At 38.1% G+C, this 20,782-nt stretch carries 19 protein-coding genes and 1 tRNA gene; 10 read left to right on the forward strand and 10 right to left on the reverse strand.

The features are described 5' to 3' along the window. Positions 1-36 precede the first annotated feature (36 nt). Together SATMO3_RS30645 and SATMO3_RS30650 are read right to left on the reverse strand one after the other, a co-directional pair. Positions 37-1,779 carry a hypothetical protein gene (locus tag SATMO3_RS30645; protein ID WP_371375507.1) on the reverse strand — a complete coding sequence of 581 codons (1,743 nt, stop codon included), beginning with the start codon at positions 1,777-1,779 and terminating at the stop codon, positions 37-39. Positions 1,780-1,885: 106 nt separating this feature from the next. Continuing rightward, positions 1,886-2,839, reverse strand: coding sequence for a ParB/RepB/Spo0J family partition protein (locus SATMO3_RS30650; RefSeq protein ID WP_371375509.1), 954 nt, complete (start codon positions 2,837-2,839; stop codon positions 1,886-1,888). 138 nt (positions 2,840-2,977) lie between these two features. On the opposite strand from SATMO3_RS30650, the gene SATMO3_RS30655 reads away from it, so the two are divergent. The 10 genes from SATMO3_RS30655 to SATMO3_RS30700 all read left to right on the forward strand — a co-directional run bounded on the left by SATMO3_RS30655 (position 2,978) and on the right by SATMO3_RS30700 (position 11,733). After that, positions 2,978-3,103, forward strand: coding sequence for a hypothetical protein (locus tag SATMO3_RS30655; RefSeq protein ID WP_371375511.1), 126 nt, complete (start codon positions 2,978-2,980; stop codon positions 3,101-3,103). A gap of 203 nt (positions 3,104-3,306) precedes the next feature. After that, on the forward strand, positions 3,307-3,642 hold the full coding sequence (locus SATMO3_RS30660; RefSeq protein WP_371375513.1) for a hypothetical protein: 336 nt from the start codon (positions 3,307-3,309) through the stop codon (positions 3,640-3,642). Positions 3,643-4,027: 385 nt separating this feature from the next. Continuing rightward, positions 4,028-4,549: a hypothetical protein gene (locus SATMO3_RS30665; RefSeq protein ID WP_371375516.1), complete on the forward strand. Its 522-nt coding sequence runs from the start codon at positions 4,028-4,030 to the stop codon at positions 4,547-4,549. A 222-nt stretch (positions 4,550-4,771) separates the two neighbouring features. Further along, entirely contained in the window at positions 4,772-5,902 is a 1,131-nt protein-coding gene (locus SATMO3_RS30670) for a PsbP-related protein (protein WP_371375519.1), read from the forward strand. Positions 5,903-6,378: 476 nt separating this feature from the next. Further along, the gene (locus tag SATMO3_RS30675; protein WP_371375521.1) at positions 6,379-6,741 is read left to right on the forward strand and encodes a DUF6876 family protein; all 363 of its coding nucleotides are present in this window, start codon (positions 6,379-6,381) and stop codon (positions 6,739-6,741) included. A 168-nt stretch (positions 6,742-6,909) separates the two neighbouring features. After that, the gene (locus tag SATMO3_RS30680) at positions 6,910-7,458 is read left to right on the forward strand and encodes a recombinase family protein (protein ID WP_371375523.1); all 549 of its coding nucleotides are present in this window, start codon (positions 6,910-6,912) and stop codon (positions 7,456-7,458) included. 100 nt (positions 7,459-7,558) lie between these two features. Continuing rightward, entirely contained in the window at positions 7,559-8,170 is a 612-nt protein-coding gene (gene radC / locus SATMO3_RS30685; RefSeq protein WP_371375526.1) for a DNA repair protein RadC, read from the forward strand. Between the two features lie 591 nt (positions 8,171-8,761). Next, positions 8,762-10,000, forward strand: coding sequence for a hypothetical protein (locus SATMO3_RS30690; RefSeq protein ID WP_371375529.1), 1,239 nt, complete (start codon positions 8,762-8,764; stop codon positions 9,998-10,000). 327 nt (positions 10,001-10,327) lie between these two features. Further along, the gene (locus tag SATMO3_RS30695) at positions 10,328-10,678 is read left to right on the forward strand and encodes a helix-turn-helix domain-containing protein (RefSeq protein ID WP_371375532.1); all 351 of its coding nucleotides are present in this window, start codon (positions 10,328-10,330) and stop codon (positions 10,676-10,678) included. Between the two features lie 2 nt (positions 10,679-10,680). Further along, complete coding sequence (locus tag SATMO3_RS30700) at positions 10,681-11,733, forward strand: DNA cytosine methyltransferase (RefSeq protein WP_371375535.1); 1,053 nt, start codon at positions 10,681-10,683, stop codon at positions 11,731-11,733. A gap of 67 nt (positions 11,734-11,800) precedes the next feature. On the opposite strand, the gene SATMO3_RS30705 is transcribed toward SATMO3_RS30700, so the two are convergent. The 8 genes from SATMO3_RS30705 to SATMO3_RS30740 form a co-directional block, all read right to left on the reverse strand. Next, complete coding sequence (locus SATMO3_RS30705) at positions 11,801-12,202, reverse strand: hypothetical protein (protein ID WP_371375537.1); 402 nt, start codon at positions 12,200-12,202, stop codon at positions 11,801-11,803. A gap of 20 nt (positions 12,203-12,222) precedes the next feature. Next, positions 12,223-12,669: a very short patch repair endonuclease gene (locus SATMO3_RS30710; protein ID WP_371375540.1), complete on the reverse strand. Its 447-nt coding sequence runs from the start codon at positions 12,667-12,669 to the stop codon at positions 12,223-12,225. 15 nt (positions 12,670-12,684) lie between these two features. Beyond that, on the reverse strand, positions 12,685-14,541 hold the full coding sequence (locus SATMO3_RS30715) for a Z1 domain-containing protein (RefSeq protein WP_371375543.1): 1,857 nt from the start codon (positions 14,539-14,541) through the stop codon (positions 12,685-12,687). 11 nt (positions 14,542-14,552) lie between these two features. Beyond that, positions 14,553-15,701, reverse strand: coding sequence for a restriction endonuclease PLD domain-containing protein (locus tag SATMO3_RS30720; protein WP_371375546.1), 1,149 nt, complete (start codon positions 15,699-15,701; stop codon positions 14,553-14,555). An 18-nt stretch (positions 15,702-15,719) separates the two neighbouring features. Continuing rightward, positions 15,720-15,938, reverse strand: coding sequence for a helix-turn-helix domain-containing protein (locus SATMO3_RS30725; protein ID WP_371375548.1), 219 nt, complete (start codon positions 15,936-15,938; stop codon positions 15,720-15,722). Between the two features lie 667 nt (positions 15,939-16,605). After that, positions 16,606-19,533, reverse strand: coding sequence for a metallophosphoesterase (locus SATMO3_RS30730; protein WP_371375550.1), 2,928 nt, complete (start codon positions 19,531-19,533; stop codon positions 16,606-16,608). Positions 19,534-19,561: 28 nt separating this feature from the next. Next, positions 19,562-20,257, reverse strand: a complete 696-nt coding sequence (locus SATMO3_RS30735; RefSeq protein WP_371375553.1) for an HAD family hydrolase — start codon at positions 20,255-20,257, stop codon at positions 19,562-19,564. A 334-nt stretch (positions 20,258-20,591) separates the two neighbouring features. Next, positions 20,592-20,666, reverse strand: a tRNA-Gly gene (locus SATMO3_RS30740). Positions 20,667-20,782: the final 116 nt, after the last annotated feature.

Below are 20,782 nucleotides of genomic sequence, written 5' to 3' on the forward strand. Positions count from 1 at the left end.
ACACGACCCGGTATTAACCGAGCCGTGTTTAATCTATTATTCTTTATTCGGATAGTCCCATTTAGTCTGTATCCTTTTATCAGAATCCCAGAACAGGGAGTTATTTATACTATCTGCGTTTTGGATACGTATGGTTTGATTTCGTGACCTTTTCTCCGGATTATACCACTCTTTTTTCTGAGTATGATAATTCGATAAGTTGTAGTGAGCACATATAAACCTATCCATGTCATCGTAATCTTCCGAAGCAAAATTAAAATGATACTCGAATAATTCATATGCTTTTGCCCTAACCAAATTATACTCATCAAAGAGCAGTTGTTTGCCGAATTCTTCTTTTTTTATCCATGATTCTTCAATAAACAGAAGCGGCAGATAATACTTGGGTCTATGATCATAACGCGGACTATTATTCTCGTTGTCCATTAAAGGCCAAAATACACAAGGGTGAAATCTTTTTACTAAAAAATGATCTTTGTTTATATCATGTAACCCTGCGCTTTCCATCGCTACAGCAAGTTTATAAATATAATCCAACCGCTTATATCTTTCTAAATGGTAGAAGTCCATAGACTTGCGAAAATATTCATAACCTTTATCACTATCCTTGGGCAGAAGCCTTTCTGCAAAGCGGTCATAAGCATCAAAATCTCTAACAAAATGGCCATAATAATAACTGCGTTTAACTCTGTCGATCCCAAAATTTCTATCATACTGCCGCGCCGTAATCATATAACGATTATAATAGAGATAATCCCATTCATGTTTATACCTTTTCCAGTCGGTCTTAAAAAAATCATTAACTGTTCCAACGCGTTCAAGATATTTATCTGAATTAACACCAAATTTTTTAGCATCCTCTTTTAAAGCAGGATTGTTTTTTATATTAACTTCTTTTGTGATTTCTGTTCTTAACCCTTTTGTGCTTCTATTTTTTGCCTTTATTAATTCTCTCACTAAATTATCAATATAGTGCTCAGATTCAAAATTGAGTTTTTTTGCATCTTCCATTATAGCTTCAATTGCAGCTAATTCCTCAACACTTACGATTATTTTTTTATAAATATTCAATTTTTCAATTTTCTCTTTAGGAGTTTTAATATCAGCAAAGTCTGTTTTATGTACATTTATAAATTCAATGGAAGTTTTTAGCTTTTGGATGAAAAACGTTTTTTCAAAACTGTACCCATCAAAAGCGTCTTCTACTTTATACTTACTTTGGGCAAGTGCAAGTTTTATACATTCTATATACGTATCGGGAGTATTGCCGAGTTCGTTAGCTTTTTTGCCAGCGATCTTCTTTGTAATCGAACTATCCCAGTTAAAATCAATATAACTTTCACAATACTCATTGAGTGTTAGTTGTGGCGAATCTTTAAGGTATTTGTCATATAAAACGTCAAATACTAATTGATGTGCAAGGAGCAGCCACATCTCTTTATGTTGGTCAGCGAGATTGTTTAATTGCTCTGTACGGTTAGAATTCCAAGAACGAACTATTGGTTCATGTCTGCTCCAAGCATAGTCCATAATATTAAGTTGGATGTTGTATATCATTCTAATAAGGTCGTGAAATATTTTTTTTAACTCATCAATAGAGGTGATTTTTATTTTCTTTTTGTAATCTCCAAGCATAATCATATTATCTTTTATAACAATTTCTCTATCTATTCGGCTATAATCCGTAATTATTGGGTGTCCGGTCTTTAATGCAAAGTCAAGAAACTTACCGCTTTTGTCATCGGTAAAGGGTAATAGATCATTAATATTGTAATCCATTTAAACACCGCCCCTTGTTCGGCAGGAATCGTTCTCTCTAAGTACAGCTTTTATGATTTATGGCAGAGATATTTTTTCTGACACAATCAACCCCTGATGAAATACCTCAACTGCTTTGGTTAGAAAAATACTGCTCCAAAGCCACGGCTATAACTTTCTCGACTTCTTCAACACTCTGGTCTTGATTGAAATACTGTGCTAAGAACTGCCCGCTGAGTTTCACGGGCTTGCCCTTTACGGGGAAGTAGCCCGAACTCAATATTTCACTTATATTCACCAGATTAAGTTCGCCTTTTTCGGATTCGGCTTTCAATGTATCCGCTTGCTTAATGTTTATCTTCGTACCCTTGGCAAGCATATTTTCAACAATATTCTGCTCCTTGACCCGTAAGTATGACAATGCTTCTGCGGCGCGCATACCAATTTCATCGTTGTCAAGCCGTTCCTTTAACGCCGGGATAAGTTTATTTACGCGCAGATAACGCGCAACTGTGGTTTTTCCTAAGCTGTATTGTGCTCCGAGTTTATCCCTTGTTCTCATCCCGTGCCCCACTGGGGCACAGGTTAGTTCTTCAATTTCAGCAAGCAAATCTGAACGATAACCAGATTTTTTTTTCATCGCCTCGTAATGGGTTGCCAGCGCAACAGCCCGTTCGCTGTGTTTCAAGTCCGCAAACGACCGTTGAATGAGGTTGGTTTCCGTAACGATAAGCAAGGCCTCTTCATCAGTTAGATCATTTCGTATAATAACAGGAACTTCTTTCAGTCCGGCCTCCCTTGCTGCCGCTACCCGGTTATGTCCGGAGAGGATTTCGTATTTTCCTTCTTCTTTGATATAAGAACGAACGACAATCGGCACAATTACACCATGAGCGCGGACGCTCTCAACCATGTCTAAGAACCGTTGTCCTTCGTACAGCTTAAAAGGGTGGCTGTTGAACGGAACCAATTTATCAAGATTATCAAGTATAATTGTCGCAGTGTATTTTAGAGTAGGTTGGGCCTTTGTAATTGGTTCCATTGATAGCATAAATTCGCTGTTCTTATCATTTCGTTTCATAAATTTTTTCCTTCTTTTTTTCAATATTGTAGATCGTAACAATCGAAAAATCAATGATATATTACTATATATATAATAAAAAATATCCATCCCGCCGTTTCGGCAGGGTGGATATTTTATTTTAAGGAGGCTTAGAAAATGGTTACTTACCTGAAAGTCGGCCAGTATACACCAGCCACAACTGAAGCCAAGGAAATCATAGGCCGGGAGTGTTACAGACAAAGCTATTTGGGTTCTAAAAAGGGAACGTTTTATGGAGCTTAAAAAATGCCTATTCGGGATTGGACTTACGGGTTTCTACTTGTTTTAAAAACAAATATCCGCCGTTGAAAAATTAAAAAGTTCCTTTATATGGGAAGAAAAAAGAAACTCCCATAGGAGAATGTAAAGGCTCCTAAAAAGAACCTACATGCGAATGGATTTAAGGAAATAAGCACTGCTATACTTTTAATGCGTAGGGAGGCGATATGATGATTAGCATTGATTTAGATAATAAAAATGAAGAAGTTGTCTATAAGGCTTTTAGTGTTGATGGCAATGAATCCGAAGCTTTAAATGATAGCTACTTAGAACTCTATGAGCTTATTGGTCGTGATGCGATGCTAAAATTATTCAAATATTTCCGTGGTGATAAAATTGACTGCCCTATGAGGTTATATCGCCCCGACTTTATAGCAGATTTAGTAAAACAAACAACAGATAGACGTGAACGCGCCAAGATAGCCAGAGCTGGCGGATATACCATAAAGTTTATAGAAGGCGTACTGGGCAAACGCAGAAAAGAAAACGAGTCTGAGGAATAAAATCTACTTTTCTGCCCATACCCGAATCGTAACGCTACAACGCAGCTTTGGTAAGATTGAAATGGAGAGGAGGTTTGATCTAGTGGCTACGATATTATTCTTAATCTATCTCGTACTAGCCTGGAATTCAGTAAGCTATTTACAAAACCGAATGGGTTTAGCGTTCTTTATAAACTTACGAGGCTTTGCATACCTTTTGCTGTACAAGCTGTTTGCATCTGTTCTGCTGGGATGGCTGATTATTCCTATTGCATTGATCCATAAAGCAATGAAAAGATAGTACATGAAATTTATAAAGCTACAAGGAGAACGGCGAGTTTTGGCAGGCAGGCTTCTATTATTTAATATCATCAAAATAAATATAATTTAATGTGGAGGCGTACATATGTTTTGGTCAAAAAAAGTTGAAGACTCACAAAAAGGCAATACAGCATTTCCTGATCATAAGCAAATAAAGAAAAAGAAATTTAATAAGTTAAAATTTACATTATATAGCATAATTGCAATCGTAGTTATGCTTACGATTGCGGCAAATTGGGAAGGAAGTACAAATTATGTAGCGACGGTAGAAAACCATAAACCTTTGGAAAAGAGTCAGGGAATAACGCTTACTTATGCTACTGTGCTAAACAAATATATTGACTCCCCAAAATGGGAATTACGCGAATCAGGGAATATTGGATACGTTGACATAAGCGGAAAAATAAAGGGATCAAATAAAAAAATAGCTGTAAAAATTAAAGTTTCACCTATGCCCAACGATGCAAAACGTGTTTCGATAAAACCGGAATCTATATCACTTAATGGCAATTCACCTTCTACGCAGGCCGCAGCTGAACAAATTTTATCCTATATGTTTTCAGCGTATGAACGGGGAGAAGCTGATGTTGCTTACTATTTCGATTAAATCCTTAGCTTTTTAAAAAATAGATTAAAAAAAATGAGAATCATGCGTATGGGGTTATGAGATCAATTCCATACGCATATTGCTATATTCTTGCTTTTGTTAAGTAAATAGTTTCATTTAAATGGCAATAAAGATATGTGATAGCTGGAATTAGATTATGAATGATATGGTAGAAATACAAGAATCAAAAAGCAATCTATATGAAGGGGTCGGTGATTAAAATTGAAACAGTTATACCTGGTCTTGTTGACAGTTATTTTAATTTTAAGCTCAGCATGTTCAAGCGATAAAGTGGAGCGTAATGCTAGTAATTCAATTCAGCTTTCTCAAACCTATAAAAACGAGGCGGAAGGATTCGTTTTCAAATATCCACAGGAATGGCAGACGAAGGAATCTGCTACTATGACTGAAATTATCAAGATTCAATCTCCCGATGGAAATGCAAAGCTTTCGGTTATGAAGATAGTAACAAATCCATTTGGAATCCTAACCGAGGATCAGGCAGCAGTAGAAAACGCTGTGAATCAAATGCATAAGTTTATTGCACTTAAAGATACAAAATTAGGTGACATACCTACGAGAGAACTAGTTTATCAAACAAATGGATTAAAAGGGGATGATATATCAAAAAACTACTGGTATGTTTTTGGGGGAGATGTCTATCAAATCATTTGTTCATTTAAAATGAGCGAAAGAGAACGATATGAACCCATGATGAATGCAATGATGGAAAGCTACACAATTACTCGTTCAGCTAATGACCTAAATAAAACTTCGAGTGTAAATTCAGCTTTGACAGCGCGTGAAGCAAAGGAACTTCTTCAAAACTGGGTAGATACGCATCAATTCCCCTCCTCCGTTTCCATCATGGATGGGGATGGAAATACGCATAAGCGGTCTGGCTCAGATGCAGAATACTATGTGTTCCAATTACAAGGCTTGCACCGAATTTATGATATTCTTGTAGATACGAAAACCAGAGAATTATTTGTCCATGATACTGGTAAGCCTGAAGCATTAGAGCCATGGTATCAGAAATATATTGCCCCATATGCTAATGCCAATGATAATAATAACAAAGGTACTGGCAATTCCATTGATAAAAACTTTGAATGGGTTGAAAAACCTAGAGCTAACAATGGGAATATCATTGGTAAAATAAGAAATATATCGGGTGGAGATCGTCGCAAAATTTCTGTCACGTTTCTTTTGTATGATTATAAAGGGAATCAGATCGGCACAGCCATTGACATTAATCCAATGCTAAAATCCGGGACTGTTTGGAGTTTTACGGCTCAAGTTCAAAATGCCAAAGTAACCAATTTTGAGTTGGCAGAGATAAATTATCAGTAAAAATATAGTTAACAAAGGTGTATGATTAAAACCATAAGCAAACGGTTAGGGCGGGACGTTCATTGCGTTCCGTCTTTTTTAAATTGTTTTGGTATAATTGTTTATCCGTTTCTGTTGCTGTAAAAAGCACTGTAATCGCATTCCCCCTTCTTTCCTTTATATATTATAAAAATGAGTAGGCGCAAGCCCAATCACCAGCTTCCCTATGCTATTCAAGCATATAAAAGCAATAAAACGGAGGAGGGATACAACCATGGGCAAAATTAAAATAGCGAGGATTATACTGTCGGCATTGTCGGCGGTACTCACTGCCGCAAAAGCTGTCATCGACTTCATTAAATGTATTGATGCATTGAAGACGAAGACCGCATAACTTTTCATTTCATATCATTTCGGCAGAACAACATAAAAACAGAGCTTCCCATCAAGGAAGGCTCTGTTCTTTTATGTCTGAAAATAAGGGGGAAATGAAGCCAATGAAATCAATAGAAGTGATAGTTGATATTATCAACAACTCCACAGGCACGGAAACCCATCATAAGTTTTCACCAATCCCCGGCTTTCCGGTTATTACGGACGGTGTTCTTGCTCTGGCCGAAGCGGCGGGGTGTTATTGGCTCCTTGCTGTCATCGGAAGCTATCAGAGCAACAGGAAACTGGATAAGGCTTTTCAGGTATGGACATTGAATGTCAATACAGATAACAACAGTGCGGTTGTTCGGGGGTACAATGATACGACGCTTATTGTTACGCAAAAGATACCGTACACCGACTTCCCGCCCAGGGAAGTAAAACTGTACCTGATTGACGGGGTTATCCTATTACCCTCTGAATATTGATATTCACCCAACGCCTTCCCTAACCGGGAGGCGTTATTTTATTTGGACCAATAGGGTTGCCTTTTGAAATGGCACATGCCAAAAATCTAAAAACAACTCTATCGGGATACTTTTCCGATATGCCGTTAGGTTACAGGCTAATGACCCAATTTTATGGAGGGAAGCGGAATGAAGATCGGCTATATCAGAGTAAGTACAACCGAGCAAAATACGATGCGGCAGGAGGTTCTGTTAAAAGAACTTGGTGTGGATGAGATTTTTATCGATAAAGCTAGTGGCAAAAACACCGACAGAACTGAGCTTAAACGGCTGCTCACCTATGTCCGGCAGGGTGATACCGTCATCGTTGAGTCGATAAGCAGATTTGCCCGAAATACACGAGACTTGCTTGAACTCATTGAGCTGCTGACGGCCAAGCATGTTGAGTTTATATCCAGGAAAGAGGCTATCGATACGACAACACCGACCGGGAAGTTTATGCTGATTATATTTGGGGCAGTAGCGGAATTGGAACGCGAATACATCTTACAACGTCAGTCTGAGGGCATAGCCATTGCCAAAGCGCAGGGAAAATACAAGGGACGTAAGCCTATCGTACATCCGGATTTTGAGAAGGTCGTGTCTAAATGGAAAGCGGGCAGCCTGACAGCAGTTGAGGCTATGCGAAGGCTGAATATGAAACCATCAACATTTTATCGGAAAGTAAAGAAAATATGATGTGCAAACTTACCGACCAAGTATATTTGATGTGTTTCTGTTTAATAAAATCCACATATGATTGCCCGAACAAAATATTGAAGAAAAGGAGCGGGAGCGGATGATGCTAAATCAAGCCAACCTTTCCGGTATGGATGATGAAGAACTGCTCGCTGCCATCCTGGAGAAATCCGTGGCCCGAGAGCTGATTGTGGAATACGGTAGCATTCAGAATATACTGTTCCAGTCCTCAGGGCAAGAACTGGAAATAATCAAAGGGATTGGAACTGCTAAAGCCAGAAAAATTCAATGTATAGCAGAAATGGTCAAGCGAATTTATAGGATTAATAATGTGTTACCGTCAGTTATTAAAACTCCTGAAGATGTCTTTGAGCGGATGGCGGATATGCAGTTTCTCGCAGTTGAACAGTTTCAGGTAATTTACCTGAACACTAAAAATGGTATTATTGCTGAGGAAATAGTTGCCCAAGGCACAATTAACGCTACCATCGTAGGAGGAAGGGAAATATTTCGTAGAGCAGTAAAGTTATTGGCTACTTCCATTATTCTGATACACAATCATCCAAGCGGTGATAGCCTGCCAAGCCAAGAGGATATTGCTATTACTAGAAGATTGGTTGAAGCAGGTAAGTTGCTGGATATTAGCGTTCTTGACCATATTATTATTGGGAAAGGACAATTTGAGAGCCTTAAGGAAAGAGGAATACTTTAATGAATAATAATTATTAATTTACCCAGCTTATACTACATCTAAGCTGGGTAAGACAATAAAGTTAAGTGCCCTATTGTTACATCGACACAATGGGGCATTTCTGCTTTTTAATTGGAAATGGCGTAACTTTGCTAAATTGCTGGATTATCTAATTGAAAGATAATATATCTTATTTGTGATGGTAGCTGTATTTTTTAGGGTATTCGTAACTCAGAGTTTATTTAATACCACTTGTACCATATTATCGGCACTAGATATTTAGCCATAATAAGCATTTTATTTTAATTATAAGTGTATTATGTTAAGTATAGTTAATAAATATCAGAAGATACTTTCACTGTAAAAATCAAGAGTTTATCTACATCAAGGTTATTCATATTTTATTACTAACATTGTCAGCTATTTTTATCCGCAATTTCTGTAAAAAACTTTTAAATTTAAAATACATTTGTGGTACATATGATTCTCGTGAAGGAGGAGATATTTTATCTAAACTTTCTACTATAAATTTCATATTACTAATAACATATAGTCTACATATTATTAAAAAAAGCCAATGGATTAATAATATGGAAAGGCAAGGTATGGTATATGGAAAACACATCACAAGGATTTCACACAATAACTATTGTTAAGAAATTAACAAAAAAAGAAGCATCAAAATTAATTGCGGATTTTCAAAGTTATTCAGCAACAAACGATATTAAGTTTGTTCCAATTCACGAGTTAAAATCTACTGATAACTCAGATGAGTTTATCAAGTGGTTACATTCATCTTTTTCAAAGTATTACATTGGATACTATCCTGAAAGCAAAGGAATTCTGTGGCTATTGAGGTATAGCAATATTTCACCTGGATTTATTAAACCAGGTGAAGTTGATAAACCGTGTAGTATCAAAGCTACTATCAACCCTAAAATCCTGACAGGTGAAAACGACTATTTAGCAGCCGCCACTGTGGATTATCTTGAGGACGTCGAAGCTTTATTTAACAATGAAGCAAAAAAAATCTCCCCCATATTGGGGGAATACAGGCATTATTCGATGAATAGGCCGGATTACTGTGTCAATTTTGACCTAAGGGAATTAAAAATTCCATGTACAGCAGAGCGCATGATTAAACTTATAAAACGTGGCAATATTCCAACACATTATTTTGAGTGGGTAGATGATAATGATAGTGCTAAAAGCAGTTTCTATTTGGAGAGTAAATCTGTTACCATCAACTGCTACTGGAAACATAAACAGTTAAAAGAAGATTTCGAGGACTGTCCTGACTTAGAAACTTCGCAAAATCTAATTCGTTTCGAGGTACAGTGTAAGTATTTAAAAACATACTTATTATCAAGGGATATAAAAAGAAAACAAGAACTATCTGAGTCTGATGTAATACGGGAGATGTTGTCAGAAGATTTTTGCAAGGAGATCATCAGGAAGTATTTTAATAAGGTTATAAGGAGAGGTGATTATTTCACCTTGAACGAAGCCATAAAACAGGTGCAATTACAGCATTTTTCGAAAAAAAAAGAAGCAAGGCTCATCATGGAACTACGAAGAACCAACCAGTTTCGAGGAATATATAAGGTAAGAGCTACACTTCAAGGGGAAGAATTGGAAACTTTCAGGCGGACATTAAGGGATTTAGATTATATAAATATTAATCCAGTCACTATCCCAAGAGAATGGAATATACAGCGAATCCCAAATCTTCTCAATGCCTATGACAGGAGAGTTGAGGATGAACTGTATAAAAAACAACAAGAGGAAATAGATCTTCAAATTTTGAAAGACTACTATGATGAACGTAAGAAACGTAAGAAAAAATACTGAGCCGGAAGTGTTCGCGGAGCTCAATGTGTATCACCCGTGACTAATTAGTAAGCGGCATAATATAAAGTTCTTGAAAATTTATATTCCTATTTAATTGAGGAATAATGAATCTGGCATATATTGGTTTAGTTCTTAAACAGTCTGAAAGATCTAACCGTCAACGATATCTCATCGTCGGAACGAATTAAAGAACTTTTAGTCATTGCGAAAGTAACGAATGAAGGCATTTTTAATAAAGTATAAATACGCTGCTTTTAAGCAGCGATTTCTTTTGTGAATATTGACAAAAAGCAGCGTTAATGTTATGCTGTTTTTCGAGGTGAGATTATGCCCAATTTAGGTCAGCTTATAAAAAATAAAAGAGAAGCCGCAGGGCTGTCTCAGAAAAAATTAGGAATTGCCTGTGACTTAAGTGACAGTGAAATAATGAAAATTGAGAATGGAGTTCGGAAAAAACCGAACTGGGAAAACTTGTGTAGAATAGCTCAAGCGCTTGAATTTCATCCATTTGAGTTGCTGTTAGTTGCAGGATATATTACAAAAAATGATATCCATCCAAATGCACAACTTCATGGACTGAACCAATTGAATGACAGCGATATTACATACTTGCAGTTATTGATTGACTTCATCATATCAAGGAAAAGCACTGATGGGATTTTAAAGGAGGGACTATAATTATGCCGTTTAGATTAGGTGAATTATTCTGCGGTCCGGGCGGGATTGCATGGGGTGCTACACACGCAGATATAGGTAATCCTAATTATACAATCATACACCAATGGGCGAATGATTATGACGAAGATACCTGTGAAACATATCGTCATAACATATGTCCAAATGAACCAAATACAGTATATCATGGAGATATTCGTACGTTAGATATGGGGCAGCTTGCTCCTATTGATGCATTAGCATTTGGATTTCCGTGCAATGATTACAGCGTTGTTGGAGAACAAAGAGGAATGGATGGCGAATATGGACCATTGTACTCTTATGGTGTAATAGCATTAAGAAGATTTAGACCACAATGGTTTGTGGCAGAAAATGTAGGCGGATTGAGCAGTGCAAATGATGGAACTGCCCTTACCAAAATACTTGCTGAATTAAGAGGTGCAGGATATATTATTACACCGCATCTGTACAAATTTGAAGATTATAGGATTCCTCAAGCGAGGCATAGATTGATTATTGTCGGTATTCGTGATGATATTGATATTGAGTATAGAGTGCCATCGCCGGAGCCATATGCTAATATTGATAATACTTGCCGGACTGCTATAGAAGTACCTCCTATTCCGGCAGATGCATTCAATAATGAGAGAACCAGACACTCTCCAACAGTTGTACAAAGATTGCAGCATATTCTTCCAGGAAAAAATGCATTCACTGCAGATTTACCAGAGGAACTCCAGTTAAATATACGTGGTGCAAGAATTAGCCAAATTTATAAAAGGCTTGATCCTGATCGTCCGGCTTACACCGTCACTGGAAGCGGCGGTGGTGGGACACATATTTATCATTGGGCAGAACCGAGAGCGCTGACAAATAGAGAGAGAGCAAGACTTCAAACATTCCCGGATACATATGAATTTATAGGGAATAAAGAAAGTGTTAGAAAGCAGATAGGAATGGCGGTACCATGCAGAGGTGCGCAGATTATCTTTGAAGCAATTTTACGGTGCTTTGCAGGAATTGGATATCCTTCAATAGAAGCAAATATTAATGAATAATAAAAGGTTGCTACACCATTTCGAGTTGGTATAGCAACCTTTATTATGCTGATCATTATAGAAAAAACTAAATTATTTCAAGTGTAATAGTATCATGATCTACCCATGTAACTTTTACCGAATTATTTGGTGTAGCATTCCGATGCATGTACCAATCGCCAATTATCTGAAGATTACCTTGAACCGAAAATTGCTTTGCGTAATTATCTCCGGCAGTACTGCATCCTTGCGCAAGCAAATTCACATTATTTAAAAACCCATCAGTCGAACTTGCATGGAACAAGTTATATCCTAACCCCGTTGAAACATGGTTGGAATTGAATATTTCATAGCGCACGGCATAATTTTTAGGAATAGGAATGTAACCTTCTCCCGAGATAATATCTCTGTTGGTTGGATTTCTATATTCTCCCCAATTTAAATGGGATGGTTTTAATGAAACTGTATAAGTATTTCCAGCTTGTGCCATTGCATTCATCTCCTTTATATCTATGATATTACGTTACTTACACATTGTCTATGATTTGCAATTATTTTTTCATATAATAAGGAAAGATTAGATTCATCTACTGATTTCTTAAGCTGACACTCCCAGATCACAAGCACCTGCCAGCCTTGTTGCTTAAGCAAAAGCGTGTTTTCTTTGTCGCGCTCAACATTGCGGTCAATTTTAGTGTGCCAATATTCTTCATTTGTAGCTGGCCATACAAATCGGCCACAGTTATGATGATGCCAAAAACAGCCATTTACGAATATAACAGTTTTATATTTCATCAAAACGATATCTGGACATCCAGGGAGTCTGTGAACATTTTTTCTGTAGCGAAGTCCATGGGCGAATAGATATTTTGATACTTTTTCCTCTGGTTTGGAATTCGTACTGCGTATGTGTGACATATTTTTGCTTCGTACTTCTTTGGAGTGATTATCCGCCATAAAAACCGCCTCCCTTTATACGTCTGCCTCATCCTCGATAACATCATAATACATGATGTCGTGGGGCAGTTTAATATTTGGTACCCATAACGGTTTGCCTCCCCAGCCTTTGGTACCGGTGACCTGATACATTGTCAATACTACTTTATTGAAGAAAGTTCCGCCAAGTTCCCAGTCACTTGAAGACAGAAGTGCACCTGTTCCTTGTGCGACATTTCTTTCACGGCGTACAATCAAGATACCTTGCCCAGTTGGTGTTTCAGAAAGAATGGTATCAATAACTGACTGAAATGCCGCCAGCTTGAAGTCAGTGCTTGGAATGATATGGGATAAAATTTCTCTGATAAACCGGAGATTAACTTGATAGCAGGGTTCTTCGTTGGAGAAGTTCTCCAACAATTTAGAAATGGTGTCGATCGAGTCATTTCCTGGATTGAACGGATAGTAGTTTGTACCACCGGAAATGATTTCTACATGGTCATTGTCCAGCACATTTTTACGAGTCGGATTAAGTCCAATGGGGTAATAAATTTTCACATCTTCAATACCACGCTCTATTTGAGCGATGATGGAATTGTTGGTTGAATTGATATCAGCAAACAATTTGTACAGATGCTCATCAATGAGAATTTTCATCATGCCAGGATCACGGTCATAACCAAACATACGACTATGCTGCCACATGGTGTCAGCCTGGGGTTTTTTGCTGGTTCTGGTATAATAAATTGTTTGCAGTCCAGGGAAAGTTACACCGCGGCCAAGAGTATTTCCTCCGATGATAAAATTACATCCTTTCTCATATTCGGAGCTTTCAACATCTGTCTTGCCATTCATTACAAGAACATTTATACCGTTATTTTCCACTAGATCTTTGGTTCTTTTATGAATATCGTTGAACGAAAGTTTTTCGCTTTTCTCGGGTGCTAGGGAATCATAATGAGCTTGCAATTCCGCAATAAAATCATCATTGATATGTTCAGCACACCAATTTAGTTCTTTTATTATATCGGCTGCAAAACGCTGATGGACAGCTTGACGTACGCTTGGATGTAAAAGACAATTAGATACTTTACCTCCGGTCGCCAATATCTGCGCAGAAACAGCAAGGTGACGTACAACAGCATTTCGCGTTGGTTTTTTGATTATTTCAATATAATCGATGCACGCGGGCTTACCGCTTGTTGGGAAGAAAAAATCTCCGCCTAAATAGCTATCACCTGGGCAGAAGTAATACGAAAAATAAGGATGCCAGCCGGAGGCAAGTGTCTGTAGTAAGATTGCTTGAGGGGTTCCGGTAACCTGTAGATACAAGCTGCTTGATGCGCCATTTTTTATAGAATTCAAATACTTATTAATCGATGACTGGCCATTGCGGTTTACTAGTGTATTCAAAGAAGCGGCATCTGCCTCGTCGTCAACGATGAAGAGAGGGTTACCCTTCATAAAGCCTGTGGAATTAAATACATTCGCCCACAGTCTTAACATTCTTGAATTTTTCTTTAGAACAACAATTGCTGGTTTGACAAGGCTATTCTCAATAAACAATCCTGAGTCGTTTTCACCGCAAATACAGAATCCATCCATATCGGCTCTGACACGTTCCAAGGTTTGTTGTTGTAAAACAACATTGTCCGTTGTGAGTAAGATAAATGCCGGGAAACCTAAGTCGGCAGCTTTGCACATGATACCAAACATTTGGCCGGTTTTTCCAGATTGTACATTGCCGAATAACAGACCGATTTCGTGACTCGTAAATGAGAAGTTGCGAATGTGTTGACTGCCGATATCTTCGGCAGTTTTTGCAATGGACTCTGCCAATTTAACATTTCCGCGGTCTGTAATCTTTTTAAGGTATGTCTTTAAGTATCGCATAGCCGTACCTCTCATTCGTTAATAGTTGTTTCAAACGATAAAACCCACACATCAAGCTCGGAGCCGTCCTCGTCCAATGCTTTTTGGTCAGTTTTAGAAAGCACAATGCTATTGCAACCATATGCTTGCAACATTTCTTTCGTAATCATTCCCTTGCGGTCTGTGTCGACTTGGGTATCGTTCACGGGTGTTACAAGTCCTGCTGCTGCAAGTCTGCCTTTAATCCAGCGACCCAGAATGAGCTCATCGCCAACAGCGCTGAACTGTTTATTGCCATCACTAGTGGTATGAGCCTTAAACCAATAACCATCATCGGTAATAACAAAAAAGGTCTTATTTTTTTCGGGATATCCCTCGGAGCGAGTTATCTCCTTGCTCACGGTCAACTGAGTTTCATACCAATCACGAGATTTCCTCTTGCTTCGTGGTGCTGCATAGCTAACATTAATGTTTGATTTCGTAAAATGTTTGCCATCATCCATATGTCGCTCATCATAAGCGGGAACTTTTATTGGTAGCGCGAATGAAACTCCTGTTTTATGTTGTACATAAAGCTGTACTCCGGTTTGAGGAATTTGCGTTACTGTATCGATGCCGCTAAGTGATGTATTAACTTCTCTAATTAATGACATTCCTGTTATATTGGCAATATTAGAAGAACAGTTCTGCTCTTTCAGCCTCTTGATAAATTCTGCAATTTCTCTACATTCAGGGGCATCGTCAGTAATCGACGAGATTTCATACTGCCGACGGTTATTAGCATCTAATTTGATTACGCCTAAGTTTGCGGAACCAATGATAGCGGAAAAAGGTTGTCCTCCTTGATAAAAACAGTACAGTTTGCCGTGGTACTTAAAGGCTTTTACGATCCTAATTTCGCCAATGCCAGCATCTTTCCACTTCTTGTTTAACGCAAGTGCAATATTGTAAGAACCTTCGGGCATTCCTTCTATGAAGTACATGCCAATGGTAAGGCATACACTGGATATATTGTGTTCTTCAACTAGAAGGTCAAGCTCTTCTAATGCGGCACGCGATATATAACCAACTGCAATTTCAACACGATCTGATTTTGCAATTTGATCATTAAAGCAGTCAATAATTGTTTCTTGGCATTCGGATGTACCGAGGGGCAATATGTTAGAATATAACAGTTTCATTTAATTACTCCTTCCTGCTTATGGTTTTTCGTGCTCTCCTTGGGTAATTTCCATAATATCTGCAATATCGCATTCTAATGCGGTGCAGATTTTCACGAGAACATCAGTTGTGATATTCTCGTTTTTGCTGAGTTTTGCCATAGACGCCGTACTAATGCCTGTCGTAGCGATTAGGTCCTTTTTTTTCATATCGCGATCAATCAATAGTTTCCAAAGTTTTTTGTAACTGACGCCCACATAATCACCCCGCTTCGAGCTAGTTATATATAAAATAATAACATGATAAATGATAACGCTGCAAAAAAAAAATTTGCTAATGCAAATATAAAATTTAGAAATTGTTATGTGAGTTTTGTTAGAGCTTTTAGGTGAAGAGAGGTTGGCGTGGCTTCGCCTTTGTTTTGGCGCAGGGTGAGGAACTTTAGTAAGAGGTCTGGTGCGATAAGTGAAGAAGACGAAAGAAAATATAGGGGAACAGATTGCGATTTATTCCCGTAAATCTAAATTTACAGATAAGGGCAAAAGTATAAAAAATCAAGTCGAGCTTTACAAACAGTATATCCGTACCTATTACCCCAATTGTAAAGACGGCAGTATCTTGAAATATGAAAATTAAGGATTTTGGGGGAATTGAATTCGTGTGTTTTGTGTTCGCCTAGACGTAAAGTTTAGGAGAACTTTTATTTTATGGGGGTGGTGCTTCTTGCAGAAGTAAACCTTTTTCACGGCAAACGGTCCGCAAGCTTGCATAAAACAGAAAACAGCCTCCAGGCAAATGCCTGTACAGAAACAAGGGGAAACAAAGGGACAGGAGTGTTGTTTTAGTCTTTACGACTCCTGCAACAACGCACCTGTCCCCTGTTTCTCTTATCATTAACTAGAAAAATTCCTATTCTAGCTTACATTACCTAGTATCGTAAAGTCTCAAAAACTCCTGTCGTCTTTCCATAAATTCTTTTAAATTATCGCACTCCATTTCAACAATTACTTGGAGGAACCCGCTAGCGGAACCAACCCAATCAGCCTCATAACAGTCAACAAACAAACATTCCATCGCTTCTCTAATGATTTCTTTGCGCATTCCTGTTGTTCCAAAATGAACATTCTGCAGACTTGACGCTAATCTATCAAATACCCCTCTACGCATTTCGGGTTCTGCTCTGTAAGCGATTTCGACTAAAGCCCTCGTTGCTCCGTATTTAACCCAATGATATTGGTCATTACAAAGCGCATCAAAAAGTAAATCTATGTTCTCCTGATTCGGATAAAATCCAAGTATATGAACACATCTCCATCGAATACTATTTTTATTTGAGGAGCTCTCATCGCGATAAATTGCTCTTACCCTTTCCTGATCATCATTAGTCAACGATGCCCTTCTTGCCAGATTGGCCGCGGTCCACCCTAGTAACGGATCCTCATTTTCAATTAAGATAATATTACCCCTCAAATACCCTCCGTCGTCAGTAAATAATTTCTTCCATTCTTCAAACCACGTTGCTTCGCCATCGTATAATTGCTTAACGTAACTTTCCAGCTTATTCCTACCGCTACACGTCAGAAATGGACTCTCGGACGGCAAATGACTTCTCAGCCTCTGCTCTGCTTTTGTCCTTGTACGTTGTATTTCATCAAATCTTTTTTCAGCAATAGCCGCTCTAACTGCGTTACATATGCCCTTACCCAAGCTAGTTATCCCCTCAGATTGAGCATCCAAAAGCTCGCCGATACAATATATAGCCGCAGAATAATTCCAATCGTAAACCGCTTTTAAAAAGCTGTCTTTTTGATTACTTGAGTTCATCTGTTCTAAAGTCAAAGTCAAACTCTCCAACGAGGATGAATAGATTGTTGCGAAGTCAAAATCCAAATCGCACCAATTGCTTTTTTGAGCAAGATGTCGAGAAACTAAATAGTCTCTCCATAGATGATGATCAAACTCATACGTTGGCTTAAGTATACCTGCTCCAATTAGTTTAGGGAATAAAGCATCCCGTTTTTCTCTAAGTGTATGTGGATTCGCGCTCCCCTCCGAACTCAATGATTCGAAGGTTACTTGTGCAATACGAGTGATTTCTTCCGCTGTAAAGTTAAGATGCGTATTGAAATAAGCATCAAATATTTCTGACTTAATACGACTCCCAGCAAAATCTTTATTCGTTTTCAATGCGAGACTTAGGAAGAACGGTCGTTGGTAAATTTGCCTTAAATGATCACTCAGCTTATGAAACGCGTTCTCACCGAAAGCCTTATCAAAAACAGGCTGGATTTCTTCCAGGGTAAGGGTATTTACCATAGCATGACTAAACCCTGGATAATCCCATGAGTCTGTGATTCTATCGGCAATAATGATGTGAAGTTGCTGCTGTTTCAATAGCTCCGCACAATACTGCAAGATAATCTGCCTAGTTTCTGCTGAGACTTCGTTAAATGAATCCACAATTAAAACAGTTGTAGCTCTTCCAATAGTACTCTCAAATTCATCTTTATTTATAGCTGGTACTATGCTACTTAACACATTATCTATGATGGCCTGACTGTTCTCTCCGGGGTTCTCCCCTGCAAGATTCTTTAGGTCAATATAAAAAGGTAGTACCCCCTTTTGAAGCATTTTTCCATATAACAATTTAAGTATGTTAGATTTTCCAGCCCCACCACCACCATGCAAAACTACAGCGCGTTTGGTTTGATGGGGAATTATTGCATCCACGCATAGACGTTCGTCAGTTTTCAACCTAATTAAATCTGAGTATGATTTAGCAAATCTTACAGTATATTGAAACTGTTCCTCATGGTTAATATCACTTATGAGGCTATTAAAAGCCTGGATACAACGCTCATGTAAATCTGATGAACTACCTTGCGTTGCACCTAACTGTATACCCGGTCCAGCATCATTTATTACCCACTTCTGCTCTGCAGGTTCATATTGAAGAGTTCGTCTCTTTAATCCTTTAGTCCGAGTATTTACTTTTATTACTGAACAGTTGTTACGATACCCTTGTTGATAAGTTGCACCACCAGTTATCACATATGCATTACGTATCCTGTAAGGTTCTTTTATTGTTTGACTATGAACATGGCCGCTTAGGATAAGATGGCAATGATTAGCCAGAAGCTCGTATGTTGCTGGCCTTTGTATATCATATACATTCAATTCATAGTCGTTGAACCATTCTTGTGGATGGTGGAATACTGCTACTGTCGTTTTCGCTGAATCGAAGTTTTCTATAGAGGGTAACTGTCCCTCAGCCTTCATGATATTAATCTGAGGTAAACCAATCCATAAATTGGATTTATCTTTATTGTCTCTACAGTACCAAGCAGAGTTGAGTACACAAAAACATATACCTTTTACATCTCTAGTACCAACCAATATATTTTCGGAGGAGCCGAGCCTATAAGCTGGGATATCAAGTTGCTTGCAAAAGTTAATGTAACTATCAAAATAATCTTCAAGTCGACGAATATTTTTAGGTGACAATATTTTATCGGCCTCCGCCGCGTTATGAGGGCGTACAAAACAGTCTGTTTTTTCTCGATCAAGATCATGATTACCTGGAACAAAAATAAATGAGTCACTATTAATTTCTAGTTGATTCTGCAACTTATTAAGCCATTGTATCGCGATATCGTAATCCTTCTTTGTACCCCTGTAGGCAATATCCCCAGACACAACAACTATTTCTGGTTTCCATCCCTGCTGACACAACTCAGCTATTTTATTATTCAAACCATCCATAGCTATGGTACGCTGTGCCCTAGCATCCTCTTCTTTTTCGTCTATCCCAAAGTGTAGGTCTGACAGATGCAAAATAGTTATCTCACTCATATCTCCATCTCCTATTCCGTAAAGGTAACTAATCCCTTAAGCACTTATCTTTGTACATTTCCAAGATATCGGGTAGTTCGGAAAAACTATTAATCTTCCATGTAACTACGCGAGCAAGTTCTCTATGTGGATTTATACCTATTGACACCGGAGCAGTTTCAGCAATAGGTACATCGTTAGCCCCATCACCTATAAAAATCCAATCTGCAGGCGCAATATTATACTCTCTTATTAGCAGGTTAATAAAGTCAATTTTACCTCTAAAATCACAAGGCAATAAATTATAGGACCGCAATGCCCCAGCATCGTCAAATATATATTCACAAGCAGCAAAAGAATGAATTATATTTAAATCCTTTTGAGCCCGAATAGTAAGTTCCCTAAATCCTCCAGAAACCATTACAAGTTCGTATTTAGAACGATCGATTTTTGAAATTACTTCCAAAGCACCTTCATTGTATTCAGCACTAGCTATAATTTTTTTGAACAAATCACGATTTAACTTATATTTACAATGGATGGCGATTGTCTCTTTCATCCAATCTAGATAACTACAATACTCGTTGTTTTTCCATTTATCATGAGTTTCAATTTCTTCCTTAACGGCCTCAGGCCCCAATGCTAGCGCTAAACTCTGCCAGATAGTCGAATCTAAATTTGTGCCAGGTAACCGAATTTTAGTTTTAAACAACGTTCCTTCTACATCTAATACTAAAAGTTTCACCGTCTGCCTCCCCTTCACCACAAACATTCTGAATAATCAAATAACCAAGCGCTCATTTATAGCTTAAATTGTAATATCATGTAAAATTAGAATTAAATATATTTCTTTGCCACTGCATGGCTTTCCTGCATGCGATTTCCCTTTTGTATCCTTTATATCCGCGCTGAATCGTTTATTTTTTATTTATGAATTTCTGCACTAATAAAAACCCTCCTGTTCGTGAGAAGGGCCATGAGTAATTGTGCTTGTAAACCAAATGGTCCGCAAATCGGTCCGCAACTGCTCTAAAATATCAAAAAGCCTTCCAACAAAACGCTGAAAGACTTGAATTTACTGGAGCGGGTGACGAGATTCGAACTCGCGACCCACGGCTTGGGAAGCCGGTACTCTACCACTGAGCTACGCCCGCATAAGATAAGTTAATTGTCTACATGCACAGGAAGCTATTACTCTTCCTACGCATGAACAATTATACCAGATTACGCTGCAACTGTCCAGAAATCGTCCAAAAAATATGAGGGTATA

The organism is Sporomusa aerivorans, from assembly GCF_041428895.1.
Taxonomy (GTDB): Bacteria; Bacillota; Negativicutes; order Sporomusales; family Sporomusaceae; genus Sporomusa; species Sporomusa aerivorans.

Excerpts from the sequence above, each read along its gene's own strand:
- SATMO3_RS30655 (WP_371375511.1), top strand. The coding sequence starts at position 2,978 with ATGGTTACTTACCTGAAAGTCGGCCAGTATACACCAGCCACAACTGAA.
- SATMO3_RS30675 (WP_371375521.1), top strand. The coding sequence starts at position 6,379 with ATGAAATCAATAGAAGTGATAGTTGATATTATCAACAACTCCACAGGC.
- SATMO3_RS30645 (WP_371375507.1), bottom strand. The coding sequence starts at position 1,779 with ATGGATTACAATATTAATGATCTATTACCCTTTACCGATGACAAAAGC.
- SATMO3_RS30660 (WP_371375513.1), top strand. The coding sequence starts at position 3,307 with ATGATGATTAGCATTGATTTAGATAATAAAAATGAAGAAGTTGTCTAT.
- SATMO3_RS30710 (WP_371375540.1), bottom strand. The coding sequence starts at position 12,669 with ATGGCGGATAATCACTCCAAAGAAGTACGAAGCAAAAATATGTCACAC.
- SATMO3_RS30700 (WP_371375535.1), top strand. The coding sequence starts at position 10,681 with ATGCCGTTTAGATTAGGTGAATTATTCTGCGGTCCGGGCGGGATTGCA.
- SATMO3_RS30665 (WP_371375516.1), top strand. The coding sequence starts at position 4,028 with ATGTTTTGGTCAAAAAAAGTTGAAGACTCACAAAAAGGCAATACAGCA.
- SATMO3_RS30705 (WP_371375537.1), bottom strand. The coding sequence starts at position 12,202 with ATGGCACAAGCTGGAAATACTTATACAGTTTCATTAAAACCATCCCAT.
- SATMO3_RS30680 (WP_371375523.1), top strand. The coding sequence starts at position 6,910 with ATGAAGATCGGCTATATCAGAGTAAGTACAACCGAGCAAAATACGATG.
- SATMO3_RS30695 (WP_371375532.1), top strand. The coding sequence starts at position 10,328 with ATGCCCAATTTAGGTCAGCTTATAAAAAATAAAAGAGAAGCCGCAGGG.
- SATMO3_RS30650 (WP_371375509.1), bottom strand. The coding sequence starts at position 2,839 with ATGAAACGAAATGATAAGAACAGCGAATTTATGCTATCAATGGAACCA.
- SATMO3_RS30715 (WP_371375543.1), bottom strand. The coding sequence starts at position 14,541 with ATGCGATACTTAAAGACATACCTTAAAAAGATTACAGACCGCGGAAAT.
- radC (WP_371375526.1), top strand. The coding sequence starts at position 7,559 with ATGATGCTAAATCAAGCCAACCTTTCCGGTATGGATGATGAAGAACTG.
- SATMO3_RS30730 (WP_371375550.1), bottom strand. The coding sequence starts at position 19,533 with ATGAGTGAGATAACTATTTTGCATCTGTCAGACCTACACTTTGGGATA.
- SATMO3_RS30720 (WP_371375546.1), bottom strand. The coding sequence starts at position 15,701 with ATGAAACTGTTATATTCTAACATATTGCCCCTCGGTACATCCGAATGC.
- SATMO3_RS30690 (WP_371375529.1), top strand. The coding sequence starts at position 8,762 with ATGGAAAACACATCACAAGGATTTCACACAATAACTATTGTTAAGAAA.